The following is an 18,773-nucleotide window of genomic DNA, read 5'->3' on the forward strand; positions in this document are numbered from 1 at the left end:
GAGCAGCTCCAGGAGCCAGTCCAGGTGCGGCAGGTCGGTGCGCCCCCAGACCTCGCGCAGGGCCCGCAACGGCACCGGGCGGGAGCCCGCACCGGCGGCGTGGCCGAGCACCCGGTGCAGGTGCTCCGGCGCCAGCGGGGGCAGACCGGCACCGCCCATGACGACGTGGTCCGGGTCGCGCAGAGCCCAGCGCGTGCGGGAGCGCCCGGGGCCACGGGCGGTCACCCAGGCGGTGGAGTCCTCGGTGAAGAATCCGAGGGCTGGTGCCAGCCGGGAGCCGACGTACCGGCTGGAGAGGATGCGCGCGGGGTCGTCGTAGGGAGGGCGGGCCGCGGTGCGCCCGGCCGAGGGGACGACGATCGTCCAGGCGCGGTGGGCGACCACGTGGCAGGGCACCACACCACCACGCACCCAGGCACGCGCCTGCGGCGGTGACCCTGCGAGGAGGACGACTCCCCTGCCCTGACGGGTCATCGTCGAGGCGCTCAGAGCGCGCCCTTGGCGCTCGGGACGCCGGAGACGCGCGGGTCGTGGGCGACCGCGGTGCGCAGCGCGCGCGCCAGGGCCTTGAACTGCGCCTCGACGACGTGGTGCGGGTCGCGGCCGGCGAGGACGCGCACGTGCAGGGCGATACCGGCGTTGAAGGCGAAGGACTCCATGACGTGGCGGGTCAGCGACCCGACGAAGTTGCCCCCGATGATCACGTGCTCCTGGCCCACGGGCTCGCCCGTGTGCACCACGTAGGGCCGACCGGCGACGTCGACGACCGCCTGCACGAGGGCCTCGTCGAGCGGCACGGTGGCATCACCGAAGCGGGTGATGCCGCGCTTGTCGCCGAGCGCCTCGCGCACCGCCCACCCGAGCACGATCGCGACGTCCTCGACGGTGTGGTGCGCGTCGACGTCGACGTCGCCGTCGGCCTTGACGGTGAGGTCGATGAGGCTGTGCTTGGCGAGCGAGAGCAGCATGTGGTCGTAGAAGCGCACCCCGGTGGAGACGCTGCCGACCCCGGTGCCGTCGAGGTCGACGCTCACCTCCACGCTGCTCTCGGACGTGTCGCGTCGCGCGGTGGCGGTGCGGGCGGGGTTGTTGCTCACGGTGTCTCCTTGCGGGCGGCGTGGGTGGGCACGAGCTCGGCCATGGCGGTCAGGAAGCGGGAGGTCTCCTCCGGTGTGCCGGCCGTGACGCGCAGGTGGTGCGGGATGCCGACGTCGCGGACGAGCACGCCACGGTCCAGCAGCCCCTGGAAGGTGCTCGCGGCGTCCGCGAGTCCCCCGAAGAGGACGAAGTTGGCGTCACTGGGGACGGGCGCGAGCCCCATCGCGGAGAGCTCGCCGACGAGCCGGTCACGCTGGGTCTTGATCGCCTCGACGGTCCCGAGCAGCGCGTCAGCGTGCTCGAGGGCGACCCGCGCGATGGTCTGCGTCGGTGTCGACAGGTGGTACGGCAGCCGGACCAGCCGCAGCGCATCGACAACCGCGGGGTCGGCGACGAGGTAGCCCAGCCGGCCGCCGGCGAGCGTGAAGGCCTTGCTCATTGTCCGGGTGACGACGAGCCGTGGGTGGTCCGCCACGAGCTCCAGGGCGCTGCGGGTGCCTGGTCGGGCGAACTCCGCGTAGGCCTCGTCGACGACGACGAGCGCGCGCGGCGCCGCCACGAGCATCGCCTCGATGACGTCGAAGGGCAGCGCCGAGCCGGTGGGGTTGTTCGGGGAGCAGAGGAAGACCAGGTGGGGGTCGACCCCCTTCGCCTGCGTCACGGCGGAGTCCACCGCGAGGTCGAAGGTGGTCGCATCGCGCTGACCGTCGACCCACCGCATGCCGAGGGTCTCGGTGAGGATCGGGTGCATCGAGTAGGCGGGCGTGAAGCCCAGTGCGGTGCGCCCGGAGCCGCCGAAGGCCAGCACGAGGTGCTGGAGGACCTCGTTGCTGCCGTTGCCGGCCCAGATCGACTCCTCGCGGGGGTGGATCCCGCTCTGCTTCGCCAGGTAGGTGCCGAGGGCGCTGCGCAGCTCGGCGAACTCCCGGTCGGGGTAACGGTTCAGGCCGCCGAGGTCCCGCTCGAGCTCGGCGAGGACGGCAGCGACGACCTCATCGGGCACGGGGTAGGAGGACTCGTTCGTGTTGAGCTGGACCTCGACGTCCAGCTGCGGGGCGCCGTAGGGCGAGCGTCCGCGCAGCTCGGGGCGCAGCAGCTCCTCGATGCCGGTCACTGCCGCCCCTCCCCCGGCTCGGTGCGGGCGGTGACGGCCTCGCCGTGGGCGGGCAGGTCCTCGGCCTGCGCCAACGCCACGACGTGCCGACCGACGTCGGCGAGCGCCTGCTCGGAGTAGTCCACGACGTGGATCCCCCGCAGGAAGGACTGCACGGACAGGCCCCCGGTGTGCCGGGCACTGCCGCCGGTGGGCAGCACGTGGTTCGAGCCGGCCGCGTAGTCACCCAGGCTCACCGGACTCCACGGCCCGACGAAGATGGCGCCGGCGTTGCGCACCCGGGCGGCGACCCCCGCGGCGTCCTCGGTCACGACCTCGAGGTGCTCCGCGGCGTAGGCATCGACCACCTGCAGACCCTGCTCGAGGTCGGCGACGAGCACGACGGCCGACTGGCGTCCACCGAGGGCCTCGGTGACCCGCTCGCTGTGCTTGGTGGCGGCGGCCCGGCGGGCGACCGCCTCGCGGACGGCCTCGGCCAGCTCGGTGGAGTCGGTGACGAGCACCGACCCGGCCAGCGGGTCGTGCTCTGCCTGGCTGATGAGGTCGGCGGCGACGTGCTCGGGGTCGGCGCTCGCGTCGGCGAGGACGGCGATCTCGGTGGGGCCGGCCTCCGCGTCGATGCCGATGAGCCCCTCCAGGCGGCGCTTGGCCGCCGCGACGTAGACATTGCCGGGGCCGGTGACGACGCTGACCGGCTCACACTCGGTGCCGTCGAGGTCGGTGAAGCCGTGGGCGAGGCCGGCCACCGCCTGGGCGCCGCCCATGGCCCACACCTCGTCGACGCCGAGGAGGGCGCACGCGGCGAGGACCGTCGGGTGCGGGTAGCCCGCGAGCTCCCCCACGTTCTCCCGCTGCGGAGGGCTGGCCACCGCGAGCGAGCCGACCCCGGCCAGCTGGGCCGGGACGACGTTCATGACGACCGAGGAGGGGTAGACCGCGCGGCCGCCCGGCACGTACAGCCCGACGCGCTCGACGGGGACCCACCGCTCGGTGACCGTCCCGCCGGGGACGACGGTGGTCGTGACGTCCTCGCGCCGCTGCGCGGCGTGCACCGTCCGGGCCCGCTCGATCGAGACCTCGAGAGCGGCGCGCACGTCCGGGTCGAGCCCGTCGAGCGCGGCCTGCAGGACGTCGGCCGGGACGCGGAGGGAGGGGGGCCGGACACCGTCGAAACGCTCCGCGTACTCCAGCAGGGCCGCTGCCCCGCGGTCGCGCACCGCGTCACAGATCGGGGCGACGGCCGCCACGGCGGCCTCGACGTCGTACTCGGCCCGTGGGAGGACCTCCCGCAGCCGGCGGGCACTGAGCGCGGTCGTGCGCAGGTCGATCGTGGCGAGCATGGGCCCAAGTCTAGGTTCGTCGCACCCGTGCCCGGTCCGGTGTCTCACCGTCCCCCGTCATGCGCCACATCGGGCGCTCCCCACGGCAGTTCGGCCGGCCCCCGAGCGGACGGGCCCGGGGTCCTCACTCCCCGTAGAAGACCCCGTCCACGACGGCGCGCGCGTGCCGCGCGGTGCGCCGGTAGGACTCCGCGAGCGAGAGACCGGACTGGGGGTTCATGCCGACGATCCGCCCGACGCCGTCCGCTTCGCGCAGGTTGGAGGGGACCGAGTCCACGGGCCGCCCGCGGAAGAGCATGCCGGCATTGCGCAGCAAGGAGGCCATCGACCAGGCCTCGCGGAGGACGTCCGCGTCCTCGGTCGCGAGCAGCCCCGCCTCGACGGCGGCGGCGAGCGCGGGCAGGGTGCGGGTCGTGCGCAGCCCGGAGTGGGCGTGGGCGTGCTGCAGCTGGAGGAGCTGGACGCTCCACTCCACGTCGGAGATCCCGCCCATGCCCAGCTTGAAGTGGGTGCGCCGGTCGGCCCCACGGGGGAGGCGCTCCCCCTCCATCCGCGCCTTGAGGCGCCGGATCTGGCGCACCTGGGAGATGTCGATGCCGCCCTCGGGCCAGCGCAGCGGCTCGATGAGCTGCAGGAACTCTCCAGCGAGGTCCGTGTCCCCCGCGACGGGGCGGGCACGCAGCAGTGCCTGCGCCTCCCAGGTCTCGGCCCAGCGTTCGTAGTAGGCGGCGTAGGAGGCGAGGCTGCGCACCATGGGCCCGCTCCGGCCCTCCGGTCGCAGGTCGGCGTCCAGACCGAGCGGCGGGTCGGACCCGGCGGCGCCGAGCAGCTCACGCAGCCGACCGACCACGGCCAGCGCGGCCTCTTGGGCGGACTGCTCCTCGACGCCCTCGTGGGGACGGTGGACGTAGAGCACGTCCGCGTCCGAGGAGTACCCGAGCTCACGTCCGCCGAGCCGGCCCATGCCGACGACGAGCAGGTCCGTGCCGAGGTCGCCGTCACGCTCCCGGGCGACGGCCGCCATGACGACCTCGAGGGCGGCCTCGATGGTGGCCTCGCTGATGTCGGTCAGGGACTCACCCACCGTGGCCAGGTCGAGCCTCCCCTGCAGGTCGGCGACGGCGACCCGGAAGATTTCGGCGCGGCGGATGGCCCGGATGGCGCTCACGGCTGCGTCCGGTGCCTCGCGCCTGCCGGCGGCCGAGCGCATCCGGCGCAGCAGCACCTCCCGACGGCGGGGGCGCAGGCCGTCGGCCTCCCCGAGCATCTGGACCGCCTCGGGACTGACGAGCAGCAGCTCCGCGGCGAAGCGGCTGGCCCCGAGGGTGCGTGCCAGGATCTGGGCGGCCTCGCCCTCGTCACGGAGCAGGCGCAGGTACCAGTGCGTGGCTCCGAGCTCCTCGCTGACCTTGCGGAAGGCGAGCAGACCGGCGTCCGGGTCGGCCATCTCGGCGAACCACTCGAGCATGACCGGGAGCAGCTGGCGCTGGATGGCCGCCCGCCGGCTCATCCCCTCGGTGAGGACCTCGATGTGCCGCAGCGCGCCGGCGGGGTCCCGGTACCCCAGGGCGGACAGCCTCGCCCGCGCCGCGTCGGGGCTGAGGCGCGCCTCGGCCGGGCTGAGCCGGGCCACCGCGGAGAGCAGCGGCCGGTAGAAGAGGCGCTGGTGCAGCCGCCGGACCTCGCGGGAGTGCCTCGTGCGCAGCTCCACGACCTTCGTCTGGGGCTCGTCCCACAGCTGCAGGGAGCGCCCGAGCCGGCGCAGGTCCCCTTCGGACGTGGGCATCAGGTGGGTGCGTCGCAGGTGGTGCAGCTGGACCCGGTGCTCGATCGTCCGCAGGAAGCGGTAGGCCTCGTCGAGGACGACGGCGTCGTCCCGCCCGATGTACCCTCCCGCCGAGAGCTGGCCCAGCGCCTCGAGGGTGGTGCGGGAGTGCAGGCTCTCGTCGGTGCGGCCGTGGACGATCTGGAGGAGCTGCACCGAGAACTCCACGTCCCGCAGGCCACCGGGTCCGAGCTTGAGCTGGCGCTTGGCCTCCGCCGGCGGGATGTGCTCGATGACGCGGCGGCGCATGGCCTGGACGTCGTCGACGAAGTCCTCCCGTGACGCGGCCTGCCACACGAGCGGGCCGACGGCCGCGAGGTACTCCGCCCCCAGCGTCGCGTCGCCGGCGAGGTGGCGCGCCTTGAGCAGGGCCTGGAACTCCCAGGTCTTGGCCCACCGCTCGTAGTAGGTCCGGTGGCTGGCGACGGTGCGCACGAGCGGTCCCTGCTTGCCCTCGGGCCGCAGCGCCGCGTCGACCTGCCACAGGCTGCCGTGGGCCGTCGGCGCGGAGCAGGCGTGCATGACCCGGGTCGCGATCCGGGCGGCGACGTCCATCGCGTGGTCCTCGTCGACCCCGTCGACCGGATCGGCGACGAAGATCACGTCGACGTCGGAGATGTAGTTCAGCTCGCGGCCACCGGCCTTGCCCATGCCGATCACCGCGAAGCGGCAGCACCGCCCGTCCTCGCCCTGCTCGTCGGTGGCGATGCGCACCGCCGCCTCGAGCGCCGAGCCGGCCAGGTCGGCGAGCGCCGCTGCCGTCTCCGGCAGGTCCGCGACCGGGTCCTCGCTCGTCACGTCCAGCGCCGCGATCCCGAGCAGCTGGCGCCGGTAGGCCACCCGCATCGCGTCCTCCGGCGCGAGGTCGCCCGGGGAGGCCAGCTCCTCGAGCATCGCCTCGGTGCGCTCCTCGGGGGTCATCGGGACCGCATCGACCGCGTCGTGCCACTGCTCCGGGTGCGCGACGAGGTGGTCCACGAGTGCGGTGGAGATGCCGAGCACCCCGATGACGCGGTCCCGGACCTGCTCGTCCTCGCGCAGCGCCTCGCGCAGCTCACCGACGTCGTCCCCGGCGGCCTCGAGCACCCGGACCAGGCCGAGCAGCGCGCCGTCGGGGTCGGCGGCCCGGGTCATGGCCCGGATGAGCCGGTCCTGCTCCGCGCCGGGCGTCAGGTCGAGCACGGGGTCGGCGAGCAGCCGTTCGGAGCGGCGGGTCTCGGTGAATCCCCGCCGGGCGAGCATGGGCCCGGGGTCCTGCGGTGTGCTCACGGCGCCCTCACAGCCGCGGCAGGAGACGCTGCAGCTCGAAGGGAGTCACCTGGTGGCGGTAGTCCGCCCACTCCTGGCGCTTGTTGCGCAGGAAGAAGTCGAAGACGTGCTCCCCGAGCGTCTCGGCGACCAGCTCGCTGTCCTCCATGACCTCGATCGCCTCGGCCAGGCTGGCCGGCAGCGGCCGGATGCCCATCGCCCGTCGCTCGCGGTCGGTAAGGCCCCACACGTCGTCCTCGGTCTCCGCGGGCAGCTCGTAGCCCTCCTCGATCCCCTTCAGGCCGGCGGCGAGCATGACGGCGAAGGCGAGGTAGGGGTTGCAGGCGGCGTCCAGGCTGCGCAGCTCGACGCGGCTGGAGTTGCCCTTGTCGGGCTTGTACATCGGCACCCGGACCATCGCCGACCGGTTGTTGTGCCCCCAGGTCAGGTGGGCCGGGGCCTCGCCACCACCCCAGAGCCGCTTGTAGCTGTTGACCCACTGGTTGGTCACGGCGGCGTACTCGCGCCCGTGACGGAGCAGCCCGGCGATGAACTGTCGTCCGACCCGGCTGAGCTGGTAGGGGGCCCCCGGCTCGTAGAAGGCATTCGTGTCCCCCTCGAAGAGCGACATGTGGGTGTGCATGCCGCTGCCCGGGTGCTCGGCGAAGACCTTGGGCATGAAGGTCGCGTAGACCCCCTGCTCGAGGGCGACCTCCTTGATGACGGTGCGGAAGGTCATGACGTTGTCCGCCGTGGACAGCGCGTCCGCGTACCGCAGGTCGATCTCGTTCTGGCCGGGGGCGCCCTCGTGGTGGCTGAACTCCACGGAGATGCCGACCGACTCCAGCATCGTGATGGCGAGGCGCCGGAAGTCGTGGGCGTCCCCCTTCGGCACGTGGTCGAAGTACCCGCCGTCGTCGACGGGCACCGGGTTGCCGGAGCGGACGCTGTCCTGCTTGAGGAGGAAGAACTCGATCTCTGGGTGGATGGAGAAGGTGAAGCCCATGTCCCCGGCCTTGTCCAGGGTGCGGCGCAGCACGTAGCGCGCGTCGCTGAGGGCCGGGCTGCCGTCGGGCAGGTGGATGTCGCAGAACATCCGGGCGGTGCCCGGGTACTCCCCCCGCCAGGGCAGGACCTGGAAGGTGGCCGGGTCCGGCTGGGCGAGCATGTCCGCCTCGTAGACCCGGGTGAACCCCTCGATCGAGGACCCGTCGAAGCCGATGCCCTCGGCGAAGGCCCCCTCGAGCTCCGCGGGGGCGATGGCCACCGACTTCAGCGTGCCGAGCACATCGGTGAACCAGAGCCGGACGAACCGGATGTCCCTCTCCTCGATGGTCCGGAGGACGAACTCCTGCTGTCGATCCATGTCCCCATCCTGCACCAGCGGTCGGCTCGGCGGCCCGGGACGCCGCCGGGCCCACCCTCCCGCGAAGGGAGCGTGGGCCCGGCGGTCCTGCGGGTACCCGGGTCAGGTCACTTCGTGCCCGCGCGCACCTGGACGTTCATCCGGTCCTGGTTGCTGGCCAGCACCCTGATCGTCGTGCCCGAGCCGGCGACCTTCGTCGAACCCTGCGGGTTCTCGGGGGACCAGTACCGGTTCGGGTCCGAGTCGTCGAAGGTCGTGACCGGCCGCTGCGACTTCACCGTCGTGGGGTTGCCGTCGTGGTGGAAGGTCACCTTGTCCGTCGACTGCCTGCCGAAGGTGGCGTCGAAGGGCTGGCGGCGGTTGCCGAGCATCGCACCGTCCGGGAAGGTGACCGGCGTCGGCCGCGCGTCCACCGGCAGCACCTGGCCGTAGCCGGGGTGCGTACTGGTGTTGTTGTCCTGGTACTCGTTGTTGACGTACCAGACGAGCAGGCCGTCCTGGTACGGGAACCGCTCGACCCAGTTCGCCCGGTCGGCGAAACCGAAGTTGTACGGACCGGTCTTGAGGTTCTTGTCGTACCCGGAGTACTGCCGGTGCTCGGCGAGGTAGTAGCTCTGCACCGTCTCCGTGGTCGAGCCCTCCATGCGGGTGAAGCCGTCGGCGGTCCAGCCGTTCTCGCCCGACTCGACGTCGTCGGAGAGGACCTCCTCGCCGTCGACGGTGATCGTGATGTCGTCCAGGAAGGCGCCGGGGCGGGTCAGACCGCCGTCGGTCTGGTAGCGCCACCGGAACTGGACGGTCTGCCCGGCGTGGTCGCCGAGGTCGTAGCTGACCTGCTGCCAGTTGCCGAGCTCACCACCGTCGTGGGAACCGACCTCCTCCCAGGTGGAGCCGCCGTCGGTCGAGACCTCGGCGTAGAGGACGTCGTAGTCCGCCTCGGTGTCGGCGTCCAGCCAGGCGGATACCGTCGCCGAGCTCGCGCCGGAGAGGTCGATCTCGCGGCCGAGGGTGGTGTTGAGGTTGTCGCCGGAGCCGGACCACCACTCGTGGTCACCCGAGTGCGGGGTGTTGTAGTCGGTGGTGACGTCCTTCTCGGGCAGCAGCACCGCGAGCGCCTGCGGGAGGCGGGCGTGGTCGAGGTCGGCCGGGCCGAGGCCGGTCGTCTTCTTCTCACCGGGCTTGACGGTCTCGTAGTCGAGCCAGCCGAGCTGCAGCTTCTCCCAGGCACCCATGTAGCCCGGGCTGGAGCCGATGTCCTCCGTGCCGTGGTTCAGCCAGCTGCCGGCGGACATCAGGGTCCAGAAGCCGGTGCCGTTGTCGCCGCCCATCGTGTCGTACATGTCCGGGAGACCGAGGTCGTGGCCGAACTCGTGGGTGAAGACGCCGAGGCCGCCGTTCTCCGGCTCGGTCGTGTAGTCACCGATCCAGAAGCCGGAGTCGCCCAGCTGGACGCCGCCCTGCTTGTTCTCCTCGGGGCCGGTCTTGCCGATGTTGTTGCCGAAGGCGTACCAGCGGTGGCTCCAGATGGCGTCCTCGCCCTCGGCGCCGCCGCCGGCCTCCTCGCCCTGACCGGCGTGTATCGCCTGGAAGTGGTCGATGTAGCCGTCCGGCTCGTCGAAGTCGCCGTCACCGTCGTAGTCGTAGCGGTCCCAGACGTCGAACTGCGAGAGGTAGTCGCGGATCTCCGCGTCGCTCTTGCCCTGGGCCTTCTGGTCCTCGTACCAGGCGGTGGCGGTGTCCTTGATGTAGTTCCAGTAGCCCTCGGACTCGCTGGTGCCGTCCCCCTCCTCGGGGTTGTGGCCGTAGCGGGCCTCGTTGTAGGGCACCGTCACCCAGTTGCTGACGTCACCATCGACCTCGAAGCGTCCGTTGGACTGCTTGAGGTAGAAGTCCTTGAAGGACTCCTGGCCCTCCGCGAACATCAGGTCCATGTAGTGCTCGCGGTTGAAGTCCTCGGACCAGATCGTGGAGTTGTCGTCGGTGCTCCCGCCGTCCCAGTCACGGTCCGGCTCCGGGATCTGGTTGTGCACGGGGCCGGCCTTGCCGCCGGTGGCGGGCTTCGTCTTGTCACCGAAGTCGGTGAGGATGGTGAAGACGGACGCGGTGCGGTCGACGTCATAGCTGACGTAGCGGTTCTTGTTGCGGTTGTTGCCCTTCAGCTCGATGACCTTGTTGCCGTTCTTGGTGACGACATCGGCCTCCCCCTTCACGAGCTGGGTCACGGCCTCCTCACGCAGCTCCCGTTGCGCGTCGCCGAGCGGATTGGGCAGGTCGTCCTGCTGCAGTTCGTGCGTGGTGTCGTCCTTCTGCGGGGGCGCATGACCGGCGGTCGTCCCGGCGCTGGCCGACAGCGGCATGAGCGCGAGGACGAGGGCGGACGTGGCCAGACCCGACACGACATGGATGTGGCGTCTCTTCAACGGATCCTCCTGGAAAAAATGTGGTCGATGACCACAGGGGCAGGAGTACTCAACCAACCACGCCCACGTCTTGGGACGTTTTCCGCTCTTTCCTGAACAAATCCTTACGGTGCCCGATCGGCCCCGACGTGCTCACCGCAGTTCCGGCCCCCTTCGCCCGGGCCTACAGTGGCGACCATGACGACGACGCCGGACAGCTCCCGACCCGCCGACGAGACCACTGCCCCCTACGGCGGCACCTCCGGGCCCCCCAGCCCCCGCAAGCGGGTGCGCATCCCCCACCTGCAGCAGATGAAGGACCGCGGCGAGCGCTGGGCGATGCTGACCTCCTACGACATGTACACCGCCGAGATCTTCGACGAGGCCGGCATCCCGGCGCTGCTCGTCGGGGACTCCGCGGGCAACAACGTCTTCGGCCACGCCACGACGGTGCCGGTCACCCTCGAGGAGATGATCCCGCTGACCCGGGCGGTGGCCCGTGGGGCCGACCACGCCCTCGTGGTGGCCGACCTCCCCTTCGGCACGTACCAGGCCTCTCCGGAGCAGGGCTACCTCTCCGCGGCGCGGCTGATGAAGGAGGGGCTCGCGCACGCGGTCAAGCTCGAGGGCGGGGTCGAGATGGCCGCCACCATCGAGCGGATGACGAAGGGGGGCATCCCCGTCATGGCGCACATCGGCTTCACCCCGCAGAGCGAGCACAGCCTCGGCGGCTACCGGGTCCAGGGCCGGGGTGAGGCGGCCGAGAAGCTGCTCGAGGACGCCCGCGCAGTGCAGGCGGCCGGCGCCTTCGCCGTCGTGCTCGAGATGGTCCCCGCCGGCGCGGCGGCCAGGGTGACCGAGGAGCTGGCCATCCCGACGATCGGGATCGGTGCCGGCGCGGAGTGCGACGCCCAGGTGCTCGTGTGGCAGGACATGGCGGGCATGGGCAGCGGGCGCTCGCCCCGCTTCGTGAAGAAATTCGCGGACGTGCGATCGGTCCTGGCCGACGCGGCGCGCAGCTACGCCGATGAGGTGGCCGGCGGAACCTTCCCCGCGGCCGAGCACTCCTTCGAGGCCTGAGCAGGCCCTGCCGGCGGCGCGGGCGCCTCACTCCTGCGCGCCACGCTCCTCCCACTCCCGGTCCTCCTCGTCCCACTCCGCCGTCCGGCGGGCGGCGGTCTCCAGGGCGGCCGCGGCCTCCTCCTGGGTGTCGTAGGGCCCCATGACGTTCGCGTTCTGGGAGCGGTTCTCGTCGGTCTCGACCTGCTTGGTGTCGACGTTGTACCAGTAGGGCATCTCGCGCTGGTCCTCTCCTCGGTGTTCCGGTGCCACCGGCAGCCGCCGGCTGATGTTGCCTAGACTCCACCGCATGAGCGCGCCCGCCGCAACCGTGACCCCCGGCACCGTCTCCTCCCGTCGCTCGGTCCCGCCGTCGATCACCCGGCCGGAGTACGTCGACAAGGACCGACCGGCCCCCTTCGCCGGCAGCGAGGTCAAGGACGCGCGGACCATCGAGCTGATGCGGGTGGCCGGCCGGGTCGCCGCGCAGGCCCTGCAGGCCGTCGGCGAGACGGTCGCGCCCGGCGTCACCACCGACGAGCTGGACCGGGTCGGGCACGAGTTCCTCCTGGACCACGGCGCCTACCCCTCCACGCTCGGCTACCGGGGGTTCCCGAAGTCGCTGTGCACCTCGGTCAACGAGGTGGTCTGCCACGGCATCCCGGACAGCCGACCGCTGCAGGAGGGGGACATCGTCAACGTCGACATCACCGGCTTCCTGGGTGGCGTCCACGGCGACACCAACGCCACCTTCGTCGTCGGTGCCGTCGACGAGGAGTCCTCCCTGCTCGTCGAGCGGACGCGTGAGGCGATGATGCGCGGCATCAAGGCGGCCCTGCCCGGCCGCCGGATCAACATCATCGGGCGGGTCATCGAGAAGTACGCGGCTCGCTTCGGCTACGGCGTCGTGCGCGACTACACGGGACACGGCATCGGCACCGCCTTCCACTCCGGTCTCGTCGTCCCCCACTACGACGCCGCGCCCTCCCACGACGAGGTCATCGAGCCGGGCATGACCTTCACGATCGAGCCGATGCTCAACCTCGGCACGCCGGACTGGACCATGTGGGACGACGGGTGGACCGTCGTGACCAAGGACCTGCGCCGCTCGGCGCAGTTCGAGCACACCATCCTCATCACCGACGACGGCAACGAGATCCTCACCCTCCCCTGAAGGACGGCACCCAGATGAGCAAGCAGCCGGACGCGCTCGGCATCGACATCGGCGGTTCCGGCATCAAGGGTGCCCCGGTGGACACGCGGAAGGGTCGTTTCACGCAGAAGCGGCTGCGCATCGCGACACCGGAGGGTGCCCGACCCGACGCCGTCGCCGACGTCGTCGCCGAGATCGTCGAGCACTTCGAGCCCGAGCCCGGTCTGCCCGTCGGGGTCACCCTGCCGGGCGTGGTCGTCTCCGGCGTCGCCCGCTCCGCCGCGAACATCGACCCCTCGTGGATCGGCACCGACGTCCGGTCCCTCTTCGCCAAGCGGCTCGGACGTGAGGTGCACGTGGTCAACGACGCCGACGCCGCCGGTGTCGCCGAGCGCCACCACGGGGCCGCCGAGGGGCAGGACGGGCTCGTCGTGCTCACCACCCTCGGGACCGGGATCGGGACGGCGCTGATCATGGACGGCCGGCTCGTGCCGAACTCCGAGCTGGGTCACATCGAGATCGGCGGGGAGGACGCCGAGACCCGCGCGGCCGAGTCCGCTCGGGACCGCGAGGGTCTGGACGCCGCCGCGTGGGCCGGCCGCCTGCAGACCTACTACGAGGCACTGGAGCAGCTGCTGTGCCCGACGCTCTTCGTCGTCGGGGGCGGCGTGAGCAAGCGCGCCGACGAGTTCCTCCCCCTCCTGCACCTGAGCACGCCCATCGTGCCCGCCACGCTGAAGAACAAGGCCGGCATCATCGGTGCCGCCCGACTGGCCGCAGGACGATGATCGGATGACACAACCAGCAGCCCAGACTCGGGGCGACGACCCGCGACGGGCGCTCACCCTGCCCGATGCCATCGGCGTCGGCGTGGCGGCCATGGTCGGTGCCGGGCTCTTCGTCGCCTTCGGCCCCGCCACCGCAGCCGCGGGGAAGCTGCTGCCGCTCGCGCTCGGCGTGGCGGCCCTCGTCGCCGTGGCCAACGCACATGCCTCCGCCCGCCTGGCCACGCGTTACCCGGAGGCGGGTGGGGCCTATGCCTACGGACGGGAGCGCCTCGGCGTGCCGTGGGGGCACCTGGCCGGGTGGGCCTTCATCGTCGGCACGACGGCCTCGTGCAGTGCCATGGCCCTGACCATCGGGGTGCACGTCTGGCCCGAGAACGCCAAGGCCATCGCGATCGTCGTGGTCCTCGCCGTGCTCGGGCTGAACCTGTACCGGGTGCAACGCTCGGCTCGCGCGGCCAGACTCATCGCCCTCGCGGTGCTCGTGCTGGTGCTCGTCTTCGTCGCGGTCATGCTGCTCGCCCCTCCGGCGACCACCGACGAGCCGGTGCGCCGCCTGCCCGATGCGGGTGGCTGGCACGGAGTCCTCCAGGGGGCGGGCTTCCTCTTCTTCGCCTTCGTCGGCTACGACCGGGTCACCACCGTCGCCGCGGAGGTCCGCCGGCCCGGCCGCACGATCCCCTGGGCGATCGGGCTCGCACTCGCCCTCGTGCTCGGCCTGTACGCGCTCGTGGCAGCGGTCCTCACCGACAGCCTCGGCGAGGGGTGGGTGGCCGCCCGCGACGCCCCGCTCGCCGACGCGGCCGCGGTCTCGACGTGGCCCTGGCTGGGGCCGGTGCTGCGGATCGCCGCAGTGATCCTCGTCGGCGGGGCCCTCCTCACCCTCTTCCTCGGGGTCTCGCGCACCGTGCTCGCGCTGGCGCGGGACGAGCACCTGCCGCCCTACCTCGCCACCATCGACCCCAGGCACGGGGTACCCCGCCACGCGGAGATCCTCATCGCCGGGATGATCATCATCGCGGTCCTCGTCGGCAGCCTCGCCGGCCTCATCGGCCTGGCCGCCTTCTCCCTGCTCGTCTACTGCGGGGTCGCGGACCTGAGCGCCCTGACGCTGCCGGGCAGCGTCCTCGGCCGGCTGGTCTCCCTGCTCGGGCTGCTCGGGTGCCTCGTGGTCGCCCTGCTGCTGCCCTGGCCGATCGTGGCGACCGGCATCGTCGTCCTCGCCATGGGCGCCTTCATCGGCTGGGCGCGGCACACGACGCGGGAGTGAGCGGACGCCCCCTTCGCCCCTCCGGTGGAGGGGGATGAGTCGGCCTGTAAGCCGGGTTCTGTTCCCCGACCCCGTTGCCGGTGTCGGGGCGACGACCATCCATCTCGGGCCGTCGTTGCCGACGGCCTCCAGCGTCCTACCCGTGCGCTCGGGCGGGCAGCCCTCGAACACGCACTGTCTGGACTTGCTCCTGGTGGGGTTTACCGAGCCGGTCCGGTCACCCGGACCGCTGGTGGTCTCTTACACCACCCTTTCACCCTCACCCCGATCGCCGCAGCGGTCGAGGCGGTCTGCTTTCTGTGGCACTGTCCCGCGGGTCGCCCCGGGTGGCTGTTGGCCACCACCACGCCCTGTGGAGCCCGGACTTTCCTCGACACCGCCCGGAGGCGGTGACGCGGCCGTCCGGCCGACTCATCCGCACAGCAGTGTACGTCGGTGTCGTCCGCCAGCGCTCACACCCAGCCGCGGGCGAAGGGGTCACAGCCAGCCGGCGCCTTCCGCGATGAGCACGAGACCGAAGACCGCGAAGGCGGCCGCGGCGCCGTAGGTGATGACCTTCTCGGGCAGCTTGCGGCCCAGGACCGCTCCGACGACGATCGCGAGGGCGTCGGCGGCGACCATGCCGACGGTGCTGCCGATCCAGGTGCCGATCCAGTCCTCGCGGACCGCGAGGGTGATCGTCGCGAGCATCGTCTTGTCCCCGAGCTCGGCGAGGAAGAAGGCTCCCCCGACCGCGAGGATTGCCGAGCCGGTGGCCTTCTTCGCCTTCTGCTCCTCCTCCTCGGTCAGCTCGTCACCGCGCAGCGTCCACAGCGCGAAGCCGAGGAAGGCGATACCCGCGGCGACGGCGATGGGGCCCTGGTACTTCTCGAAGCCCGCCCCGATGAAGTAGCCGATGCCCACCGAGGCCAGGTGGACCAGTGCGGTCGCGGCGGTGATGCCGAGGAGGACATCGCGCACGCGGTACCGGGTGGCGAAGGTCATCGCCATCAGCTGGCTCTTGTCCCCGAGCTCGGCGACGAAGATCACCGCCGTGCTCAGCAGCAGGGCCTCGAACATGAAAAAGCTCCTCATCCACCCGGACGAGGAGCAACTGGAGGGAGCCTCGACCGGGATCCATCGCATGACAGTCCGGTCGAAAGTCTCGTCCGCCGACAACTTCTCGGCCCGATGCGCCGGAACCCTTCGGTCCAGTGTGTCGACGCACCTGTTGGGGACTACTCCCTTTCGCCGGAGACCATAACGCATACCGCCCCGTGCTCGTGCACCCCGATTAGGTCATGGATCCCCCGAAGGTCCACCATGTTGCGGTGAATTCTGACTCAGGCAGCGGCGATCCCGCGCAGCAGGACGACCCTGACACCACCGTGACGACGCAGGACCGTGGCTTCTTCGGCCAGCCCCGCATGCTGGCGAACCTCTTCAGCATCGAGCTGTGGGAGCGGTTCTCCTTCTACGGCATGCAGGTCATCGTCCTGATCTACATGTACTTCGAGACCACCAAGGGTGGTCTGGGCATCGACCAGGGCGTGGCGGCCGGCATCGTCGGCGCCTACGGCGGGTCGGTCTACCTCATGTCGATCCTCGGTGGCTGGGTCGCCGACCGGCTGCTGGGCTCCGAGCGCACGATGTTCGTCTCGGCGGTCCTCATCATGCTGGGCCACCTGGCGCTGGCGCTCGTCCCCGCCGTCGCGGGTCTCACCGCGGGACTGATCCTCATCGCCGTCGGCTCCGGTGGCCTCAAGGCGACGATCACCAATCTCGTGGGGAGCCTCTACGCCCCCGGTGACACCCGGCGCGACGCCGGATTCTCGATCTTCTACATGGGGATCAACGTCGGTGGCCTCATCGGTCCGCTGCTCACCGGCCTCGCGCAGAAGGAGATCGGCTTCCACGTCGGCTTCGGCCTCGCGGCCTTCGGCATGGCGATCGGGCTGGGCCAGTACGCGTGGACCCGCCGTTCGCTGCCGCGCGAGGTCCACCACGTGCCGAACCCGCTCCCCCGCTCGGCCTACCCGCGGTGGATCGCCATCGCCGTCGGCTCGATCGTCGTCATCATCGCCGCGGTCCTGCTCGGCTGGTTGACCCCGGGCAACCTCGCCGACGTCGTGGTCGGCCTGAGCATCATCGGCGCGATCGCGCTCTTCGCGATCCTGCTGGCGAGCAAGAACATCACGACCCGGGAGCACGACCGGGTCAAGTCCTTCATCCCGATGTTCATCGGCTCCGCTGCCTTCTGGGCGCTCTTCCAGCAGCAGTTCACGGTGCTGACGATCTACTCCGACACCCGGCTGGACCGCGACCTGAGCCTGCCCTTCATCGGCAGCTGGACGATGCCGATCTCCTGGGTGAACTCCTTCAACCCCTTCTTCATCATCGTCCTCGCCCCCGTCTTCGCCGCGCTGTGGACCAAGCTCGGTCACCGGCAGCCGGTGACCCCGACGAAGTTCGGCCTGGGCATCGCGCTCATGGGGTCGGCATTCCTGCTCTTCCTGCCGATGGCCGACGTCGAGGGCGTGCCGGTCCTCTGGACCGGGCTGATCATGCTCGTGGCCACCTGCGGTGAGCTGATGCTCTCCCCCGTCGGGCTCTCCCTGGCCACCAAGCTCGCACCGCAGGCCTACCCCGTGATGATGGTCGCCCTCTTCTATCTCTCCGTCGCGCTGGGCACGGCCCTGTCGGGCAGCCTCGCCGGCTTCTACAGCGAGGCCAACGAGGTCCCCTACTTCGGGATCCTCGGGGCGGTCACCATCGCCATCGGCGCGCTCATGCTGGCCCTGGCCAAGCCGATCGAGCGGCTGATGCGCGGAGCCGACTGACGTAGGGTGCTCGCGTGCTCGTCCTGCTGCCGCCGTCGGAGTCCAAGACGGGTCGTTCCCGGGGCAAGCCCCTCGAGATCGACTCGCTGTCCTTCCCGTCACTGGCGCCGCAGCGGCGCGAGGTCATCGAGGCCCTCGCCCGCGTCAGCGCCCGCCCGGACGCGCACGAGGTCCTCGGCGTCAGCCCGAACCTCACCGAGGAGGTCGCCCGCAACACCGTGCTGGACTCGGCGCCGGCCGTGCCGGCGGCACAGGTCTACAGCGGTGTCCTCTACGACGCCCTCGACCTGGGCGATCTCACGCCCGGCCAGCGGCGACGGGCCAACCGGTGGCTCGTGGTGGTCTCCGCGCTCTTCGGCGCGGTCCGTCCCAAGGACCGCATCCCGCCCTACCGGCTCTCGATGGCGGTCAACCTCCCGGGGATGGGCCCCCTCGCGTCCCACTGGCGCGAGGCCCTGGAGGCCGAACTGACGGAGGCCGCGGGATCGGGCCTCGTGGTCGACGCCCGCTCCAGCACCTACGCCGCCGCGTGGACGCCCGGTGGCGAGACCGCGAAGAAGTGGGTGCACATCCGCGTGCCCGGCGCCACCCACATGGCCAAGCACACCCGCGGGCTGGTCGTTCGTCAGCTGCTCTCCGTGGACCGCGAGCCGAGGACCCCGACGGCGCTCGCCCGAGCCCTCGAGCCGGCCTTCGAGGTCTCCCTCACGAAGCCGGCTCGCACCGGCCGCCCCTGGGTGCTCGACGCCACCGCCCGGTGACCCGGCGTGAACGGCGTGGCCGTCGTCGACGTGCTCACCCGCACGCTGCCGGTCATCGCCTTCCTCCTGACGATCACCGTCGTCGCCGAGGCGGCCGACCTCGCGGGTGTCTTCGACGTGGCCGGGCACGCCGCAGCCCGAGTGGCCGGGGGCCGGGTCCTCGTCCTGTGGCTGCTGCTCGCCGGGTTGGCCGTGGTCGTCACCGCGGTCCTCAGTCTCGACACGACGGCCGTGCTGCTCACTCCCGTGGCCCTGGCCGTGGCACGGCAGCTGCGGTTGCCCGTCGCTCCCTTCGCGATGACGACGCTCTTCCTCGCCAACACCGCCTCGCTCTTCCTTCCTGTCTCGAACCTGACCAACCTCTTGGCGATGGGCCGCTTCGCGATGCTCGGGGTCGACCAGGCGGACTTCGTCCGCCTCGCACTCGCGCCCGGGGCCGCCGCGGTCGTCGGGACGATGCTCGTGCTGTGGTGCACCCACCGCGGGAGTCTGCGCGGAACCTTCGTCCGGGAGGCGTCGGCGGGCCGCCACGACCC

Annotated in this window: 16 protein-coding genes and 1 other RNA gene; 7 read left to right on the forward strand and 10 right to left on the reverse strand. The window is 71.6% G+C overall.

What is annotated here, in order from left to right; translation table 11 throughout:
- The 7 genes from JCO01S_RS13545 to JCO01S_RS13575 all read right to left on the reverse strand — a co-directional run.
- Nucleotides 1–396: hypothetical protein (locus JCO01S_RS13545; RefSeq protein WP_218002277.1), on the reverse strand; the 396-nt coding region annotated here is incomplete at its 3' end.
- Nucleotides 397–485: 89 nt separating this feature from the next.
- Nucleotides 486–1,097, reverse strand: a complete 612-nt coding sequence (hisB, locus tag JCO01S_RS13550; RefSeq protein WP_068256794.1) for an imidazoleglycerol-phosphate dehydratase HisB — start codon at nucleotides 1,095–1,097, stop codon at nucleotides 486–488.
- On the reverse strand, nucleotides 1,094–2,212 hold the full coding sequence (locus JCO01S_RS13555; protein WP_068256798.1) for a histidinol-phosphate transaminase: 1,119 nt from the start codon (nucleotides 2,210–2,212) through the stop codon (nucleotides 1,094–1,096). Before JCO01S_RS13555 ends, hisB begins: the two co-directional genes overlap by 4 nt.
- Entirely contained in the window at nucleotides 2,209–3,552 is a 1,344-nt protein-coding gene (gene hisD / locus JCO01S_RS13560) for a histidinol dehydrogenase (RefSeq protein WP_068256801.1), read from the reverse strand. Before hisD ends, JCO01S_RS13555 begins: the two co-directional genes overlap by 4 nt.
- A gap of 124 nt (nucleotides 3,553–3,676) precedes the next feature.
- Nucleotides 3,677–6,619 carry a bifunctional [glutamine synthetase] adenylyltransferase/[glutamine synthetase]-adenylyl-L-tyrosine phosphorylase gene (locus tag JCO01S_RS13565; RefSeq protein WP_068256809.1) on the reverse strand — a complete coding sequence of 981 codons (2,943 nt, stop codon included), beginning with the start codon at nucleotides 6,617–6,619 and terminating at the stop codon, nucleotides 3,677–3,679.
- Between the two features lie 34 nt (nucleotides 6,620–6,653).
- Complete coding sequence (glnA, locus tag JCO01S_RS13570; protein WP_068256812.1) at nucleotides 6,654–7,991, reverse strand: type I glutamate--ammonia ligase; 1,338 nt, start codon at nucleotides 7,989–7,991, stop codon at nucleotides 6,654–6,656.
- A 107-nt stretch (nucleotides 7,992–8,098) separates the two neighbouring features.
- The gene (locus tag JCO01S_RS13575; protein ID WP_245634449.1) at nucleotides 8,099–10,411 is read right to left on the reverse strand and encodes an immune inhibitor A domain-containing protein; all 2,313 of its coding nucleotides are present in this window, start codon (nucleotides 10,409–10,411) and stop codon (nucleotides 8,099–8,101) included.
- A 177-nt stretch (nucleotides 10,412–10,588) separates the two neighbouring features.
- On the opposite strand from JCO01S_RS13575, the gene panB reads away from it, so the two are divergent.
- Nucleotides 10,589–11,470 (forward strand): 3-methyl-2-oxobutanoate hydroxymethyltransferase, encoded by an 882-nt coding sequence (panB, locus tag JCO01S_RS13580; RefSeq protein WP_068256815.1) that lies wholly within the window; start codon nucleotides 10,589–10,591, stop codon nucleotides 11,468–11,470.
- A 27-nt stretch (nucleotides 11,471–11,497) separates the two neighbouring features.
- On the opposite strand, the gene JCO01S_RS13585 is transcribed toward panB, so the two are convergent.
- Nucleotides 11,498–11,722: a methionine aminopeptidase gene (locus JCO01S_RS13585; protein WP_369407298.1), complete on the reverse strand. Its 225-nt coding sequence runs from the start codon at nucleotides 11,720–11,722 to the stop codon at nucleotides 11,498–11,500.
- A 37-nt stretch (nucleotides 11,723–11,759) separates the two neighbouring features.
- On the opposite strand from JCO01S_RS13585, the gene map reads away from it, so the two are divergent.
- The 3 genes from map to JCO01S_RS13600 are packed head-to-tail and all read left to right on the forward strand — an operon-like array spanning nucleotide 11,760 to nucleotide 14,657.
- Entirely contained in the window at nucleotides 11,760–12,623 is an 864-nt protein-coding gene (map, locus tag JCO01S_RS13590; RefSeq protein WP_068256820.1) for a type I methionyl aminopeptidase, read from the forward strand.
- Between the two features lie 14 nt (nucleotides 12,624–12,637).
- The gene (gene ppgK / locus JCO01S_RS13595) at nucleotides 12,638–13,390 is read left to right on the forward strand and encodes a polyphosphate--glucose phosphotransferase (RefSeq protein WP_068256823.1); all 753 of its coding nucleotides are present in this window, start codon (nucleotides 12,638–12,640) and stop codon (nucleotides 13,388–13,390) included.
- 4 nt (nucleotides 13,391–13,394) lie between these two features.
- The gene (locus tag JCO01S_RS13600) at nucleotides 13,395–14,657 is read left to right on the forward strand and encodes an APC family permease (protein ID WP_068256826.1); all 1,263 of its coding nucleotides are present in this window, start codon (nucleotides 13,395–13,397) and stop codon (nucleotides 14,655–14,657) included.
- Between the two features lie 31 nt (nucleotides 14,658–14,688).
- On the opposite strand, the gene rnpB is transcribed toward JCO01S_RS13600, so the two are convergent.
- Both rnpB and JCO01S_RS13610 read right to left on the reverse strand, forming a co-directional pair.
- Nucleotides 14,689–15,071: RNase P RNA component class A (gene rnpB, locus JCO01S_RS13605), an RNA gene on the reverse strand.
- Nucleotides 15,072–15,134: 63 nt separating this feature from the next.
- The gene (locus tag JCO01S_RS13610; RefSeq protein ID WP_084342929.1) at nucleotides 15,135–15,716 is read right to left on the reverse strand and encodes a TMEM165/GDT1 family protein; all 582 of its coding nucleotides are present in this window, start codon (nucleotides 15,714–15,716) and stop codon (nucleotides 15,135–15,137) included.
- A 221-nt stretch (nucleotides 15,717–15,937) separates the two neighbouring features.
- On the opposite strand from JCO01S_RS13610, the gene JCO01S_RS13615 reads away from it, so the two are divergent.
- From JCO01S_RS13615 to JCO01S_RS13625, 3 genes are all read left to right on the forward strand, one after another.
- Nucleotides 15,938–17,476: a peptide MFS transporter gene (locus JCO01S_RS13615; protein WP_084342930.1), complete on the forward strand. Its 1,539-nt coding sequence runs from the start codon at nucleotides 15,938–15,940 to the stop codon at nucleotides 17,474–17,476.
- Between the two features lie 14 nt (nucleotides 17,477–17,490).
- The gene (locus tag JCO01S_RS13620; protein ID WP_068256836.1) at nucleotides 17,491–18,237 is read left to right on the forward strand and encodes a YaaA family protein; all 747 of its coding nucleotides are present in this window, start codon (nucleotides 17,491–17,493) and stop codon (nucleotides 18,235–18,237) included.
- A gap of 6 nt (nucleotides 18,238–18,243) precedes the next feature.
- Nucleotides 18,244–18,773: SLC13 family permease (locus JCO01S_RS13625; protein WP_281189215.1), on the forward strand; the 530-nt coding region annotated here is incomplete at its 3' end.

It is taken from the genome of Janibacter corallicola NBRC 107790 (genome assembly GCF_001570965.1).
Classification (GTDB): domain Bacteria; phylum Actinomycetota; class Actinomycetes; order Actinomycetales; family Dermatophilaceae; genus Janibacter; species Janibacter corallicola.

Bases quoted from the DNA above. Each gene is read 5' to 3' on its own strand.
- hisD (WP_068256801.1), bottom strand. From the start codon at position 3,552: ATGCTCGCCACGATCGACCTGCGCACGACCGCGCTCAGTGCCCGCCGG.
- JCO01S_RS13565 (WP_068256809.1), bottom strand. From the start codon at position 6,619: ATGCTCGCCCGGCGGGGATTCACCGAGACCCGCCGCTCCGAACGGCTG.
- glnA (WP_068256812.1), bottom strand. From the start codon at position 7,991: ATGGATCGACAGCAGGAGTTCGTCCTCCGGACCATCGAGGAGAGGGAC.
- panB (WP_068256815.1), top strand. From the start codon at position 10,589: ATGACGACGACGCCGGACAGCTCCCGACCCGCCGACGAGACCACTGCC.
- map (WP_068256820.1), top strand. From the start codon at position 11,760: ATGAGCGCGCCCGCCGCAACCGTGACCCCCGGCACCGTCTCCTCCCGT.
- ppgK (WP_068256823.1), top strand. From the start codon at position 12,638: ATGAGCAAGCAGCCGGACGCGCTCGGCATCGACATCGGCGGTTCCGGC.
- JCO01S_RS13600 (WP_068256826.1), top strand. From the start codon at position 13,395: ATGACACAACCAGCAGCCCAGACTCGGGGCGACGACCCGCGACGGGCG.
- JCO01S_RS13610 (WP_084342929.1), bottom strand. From the start codon at position 15,716: ATGTTCGAGGCCCTGCTGCTGAGCACGGCGGTGATCTTCGTCGCCGAG.
- JCO01S_RS13615 (WP_084342930.1), top strand. From the start codon at position 15,938: ATGGATCCCCCGAAGGTCCACCATGTTGCGGTGAATTCTGACTCAGGC.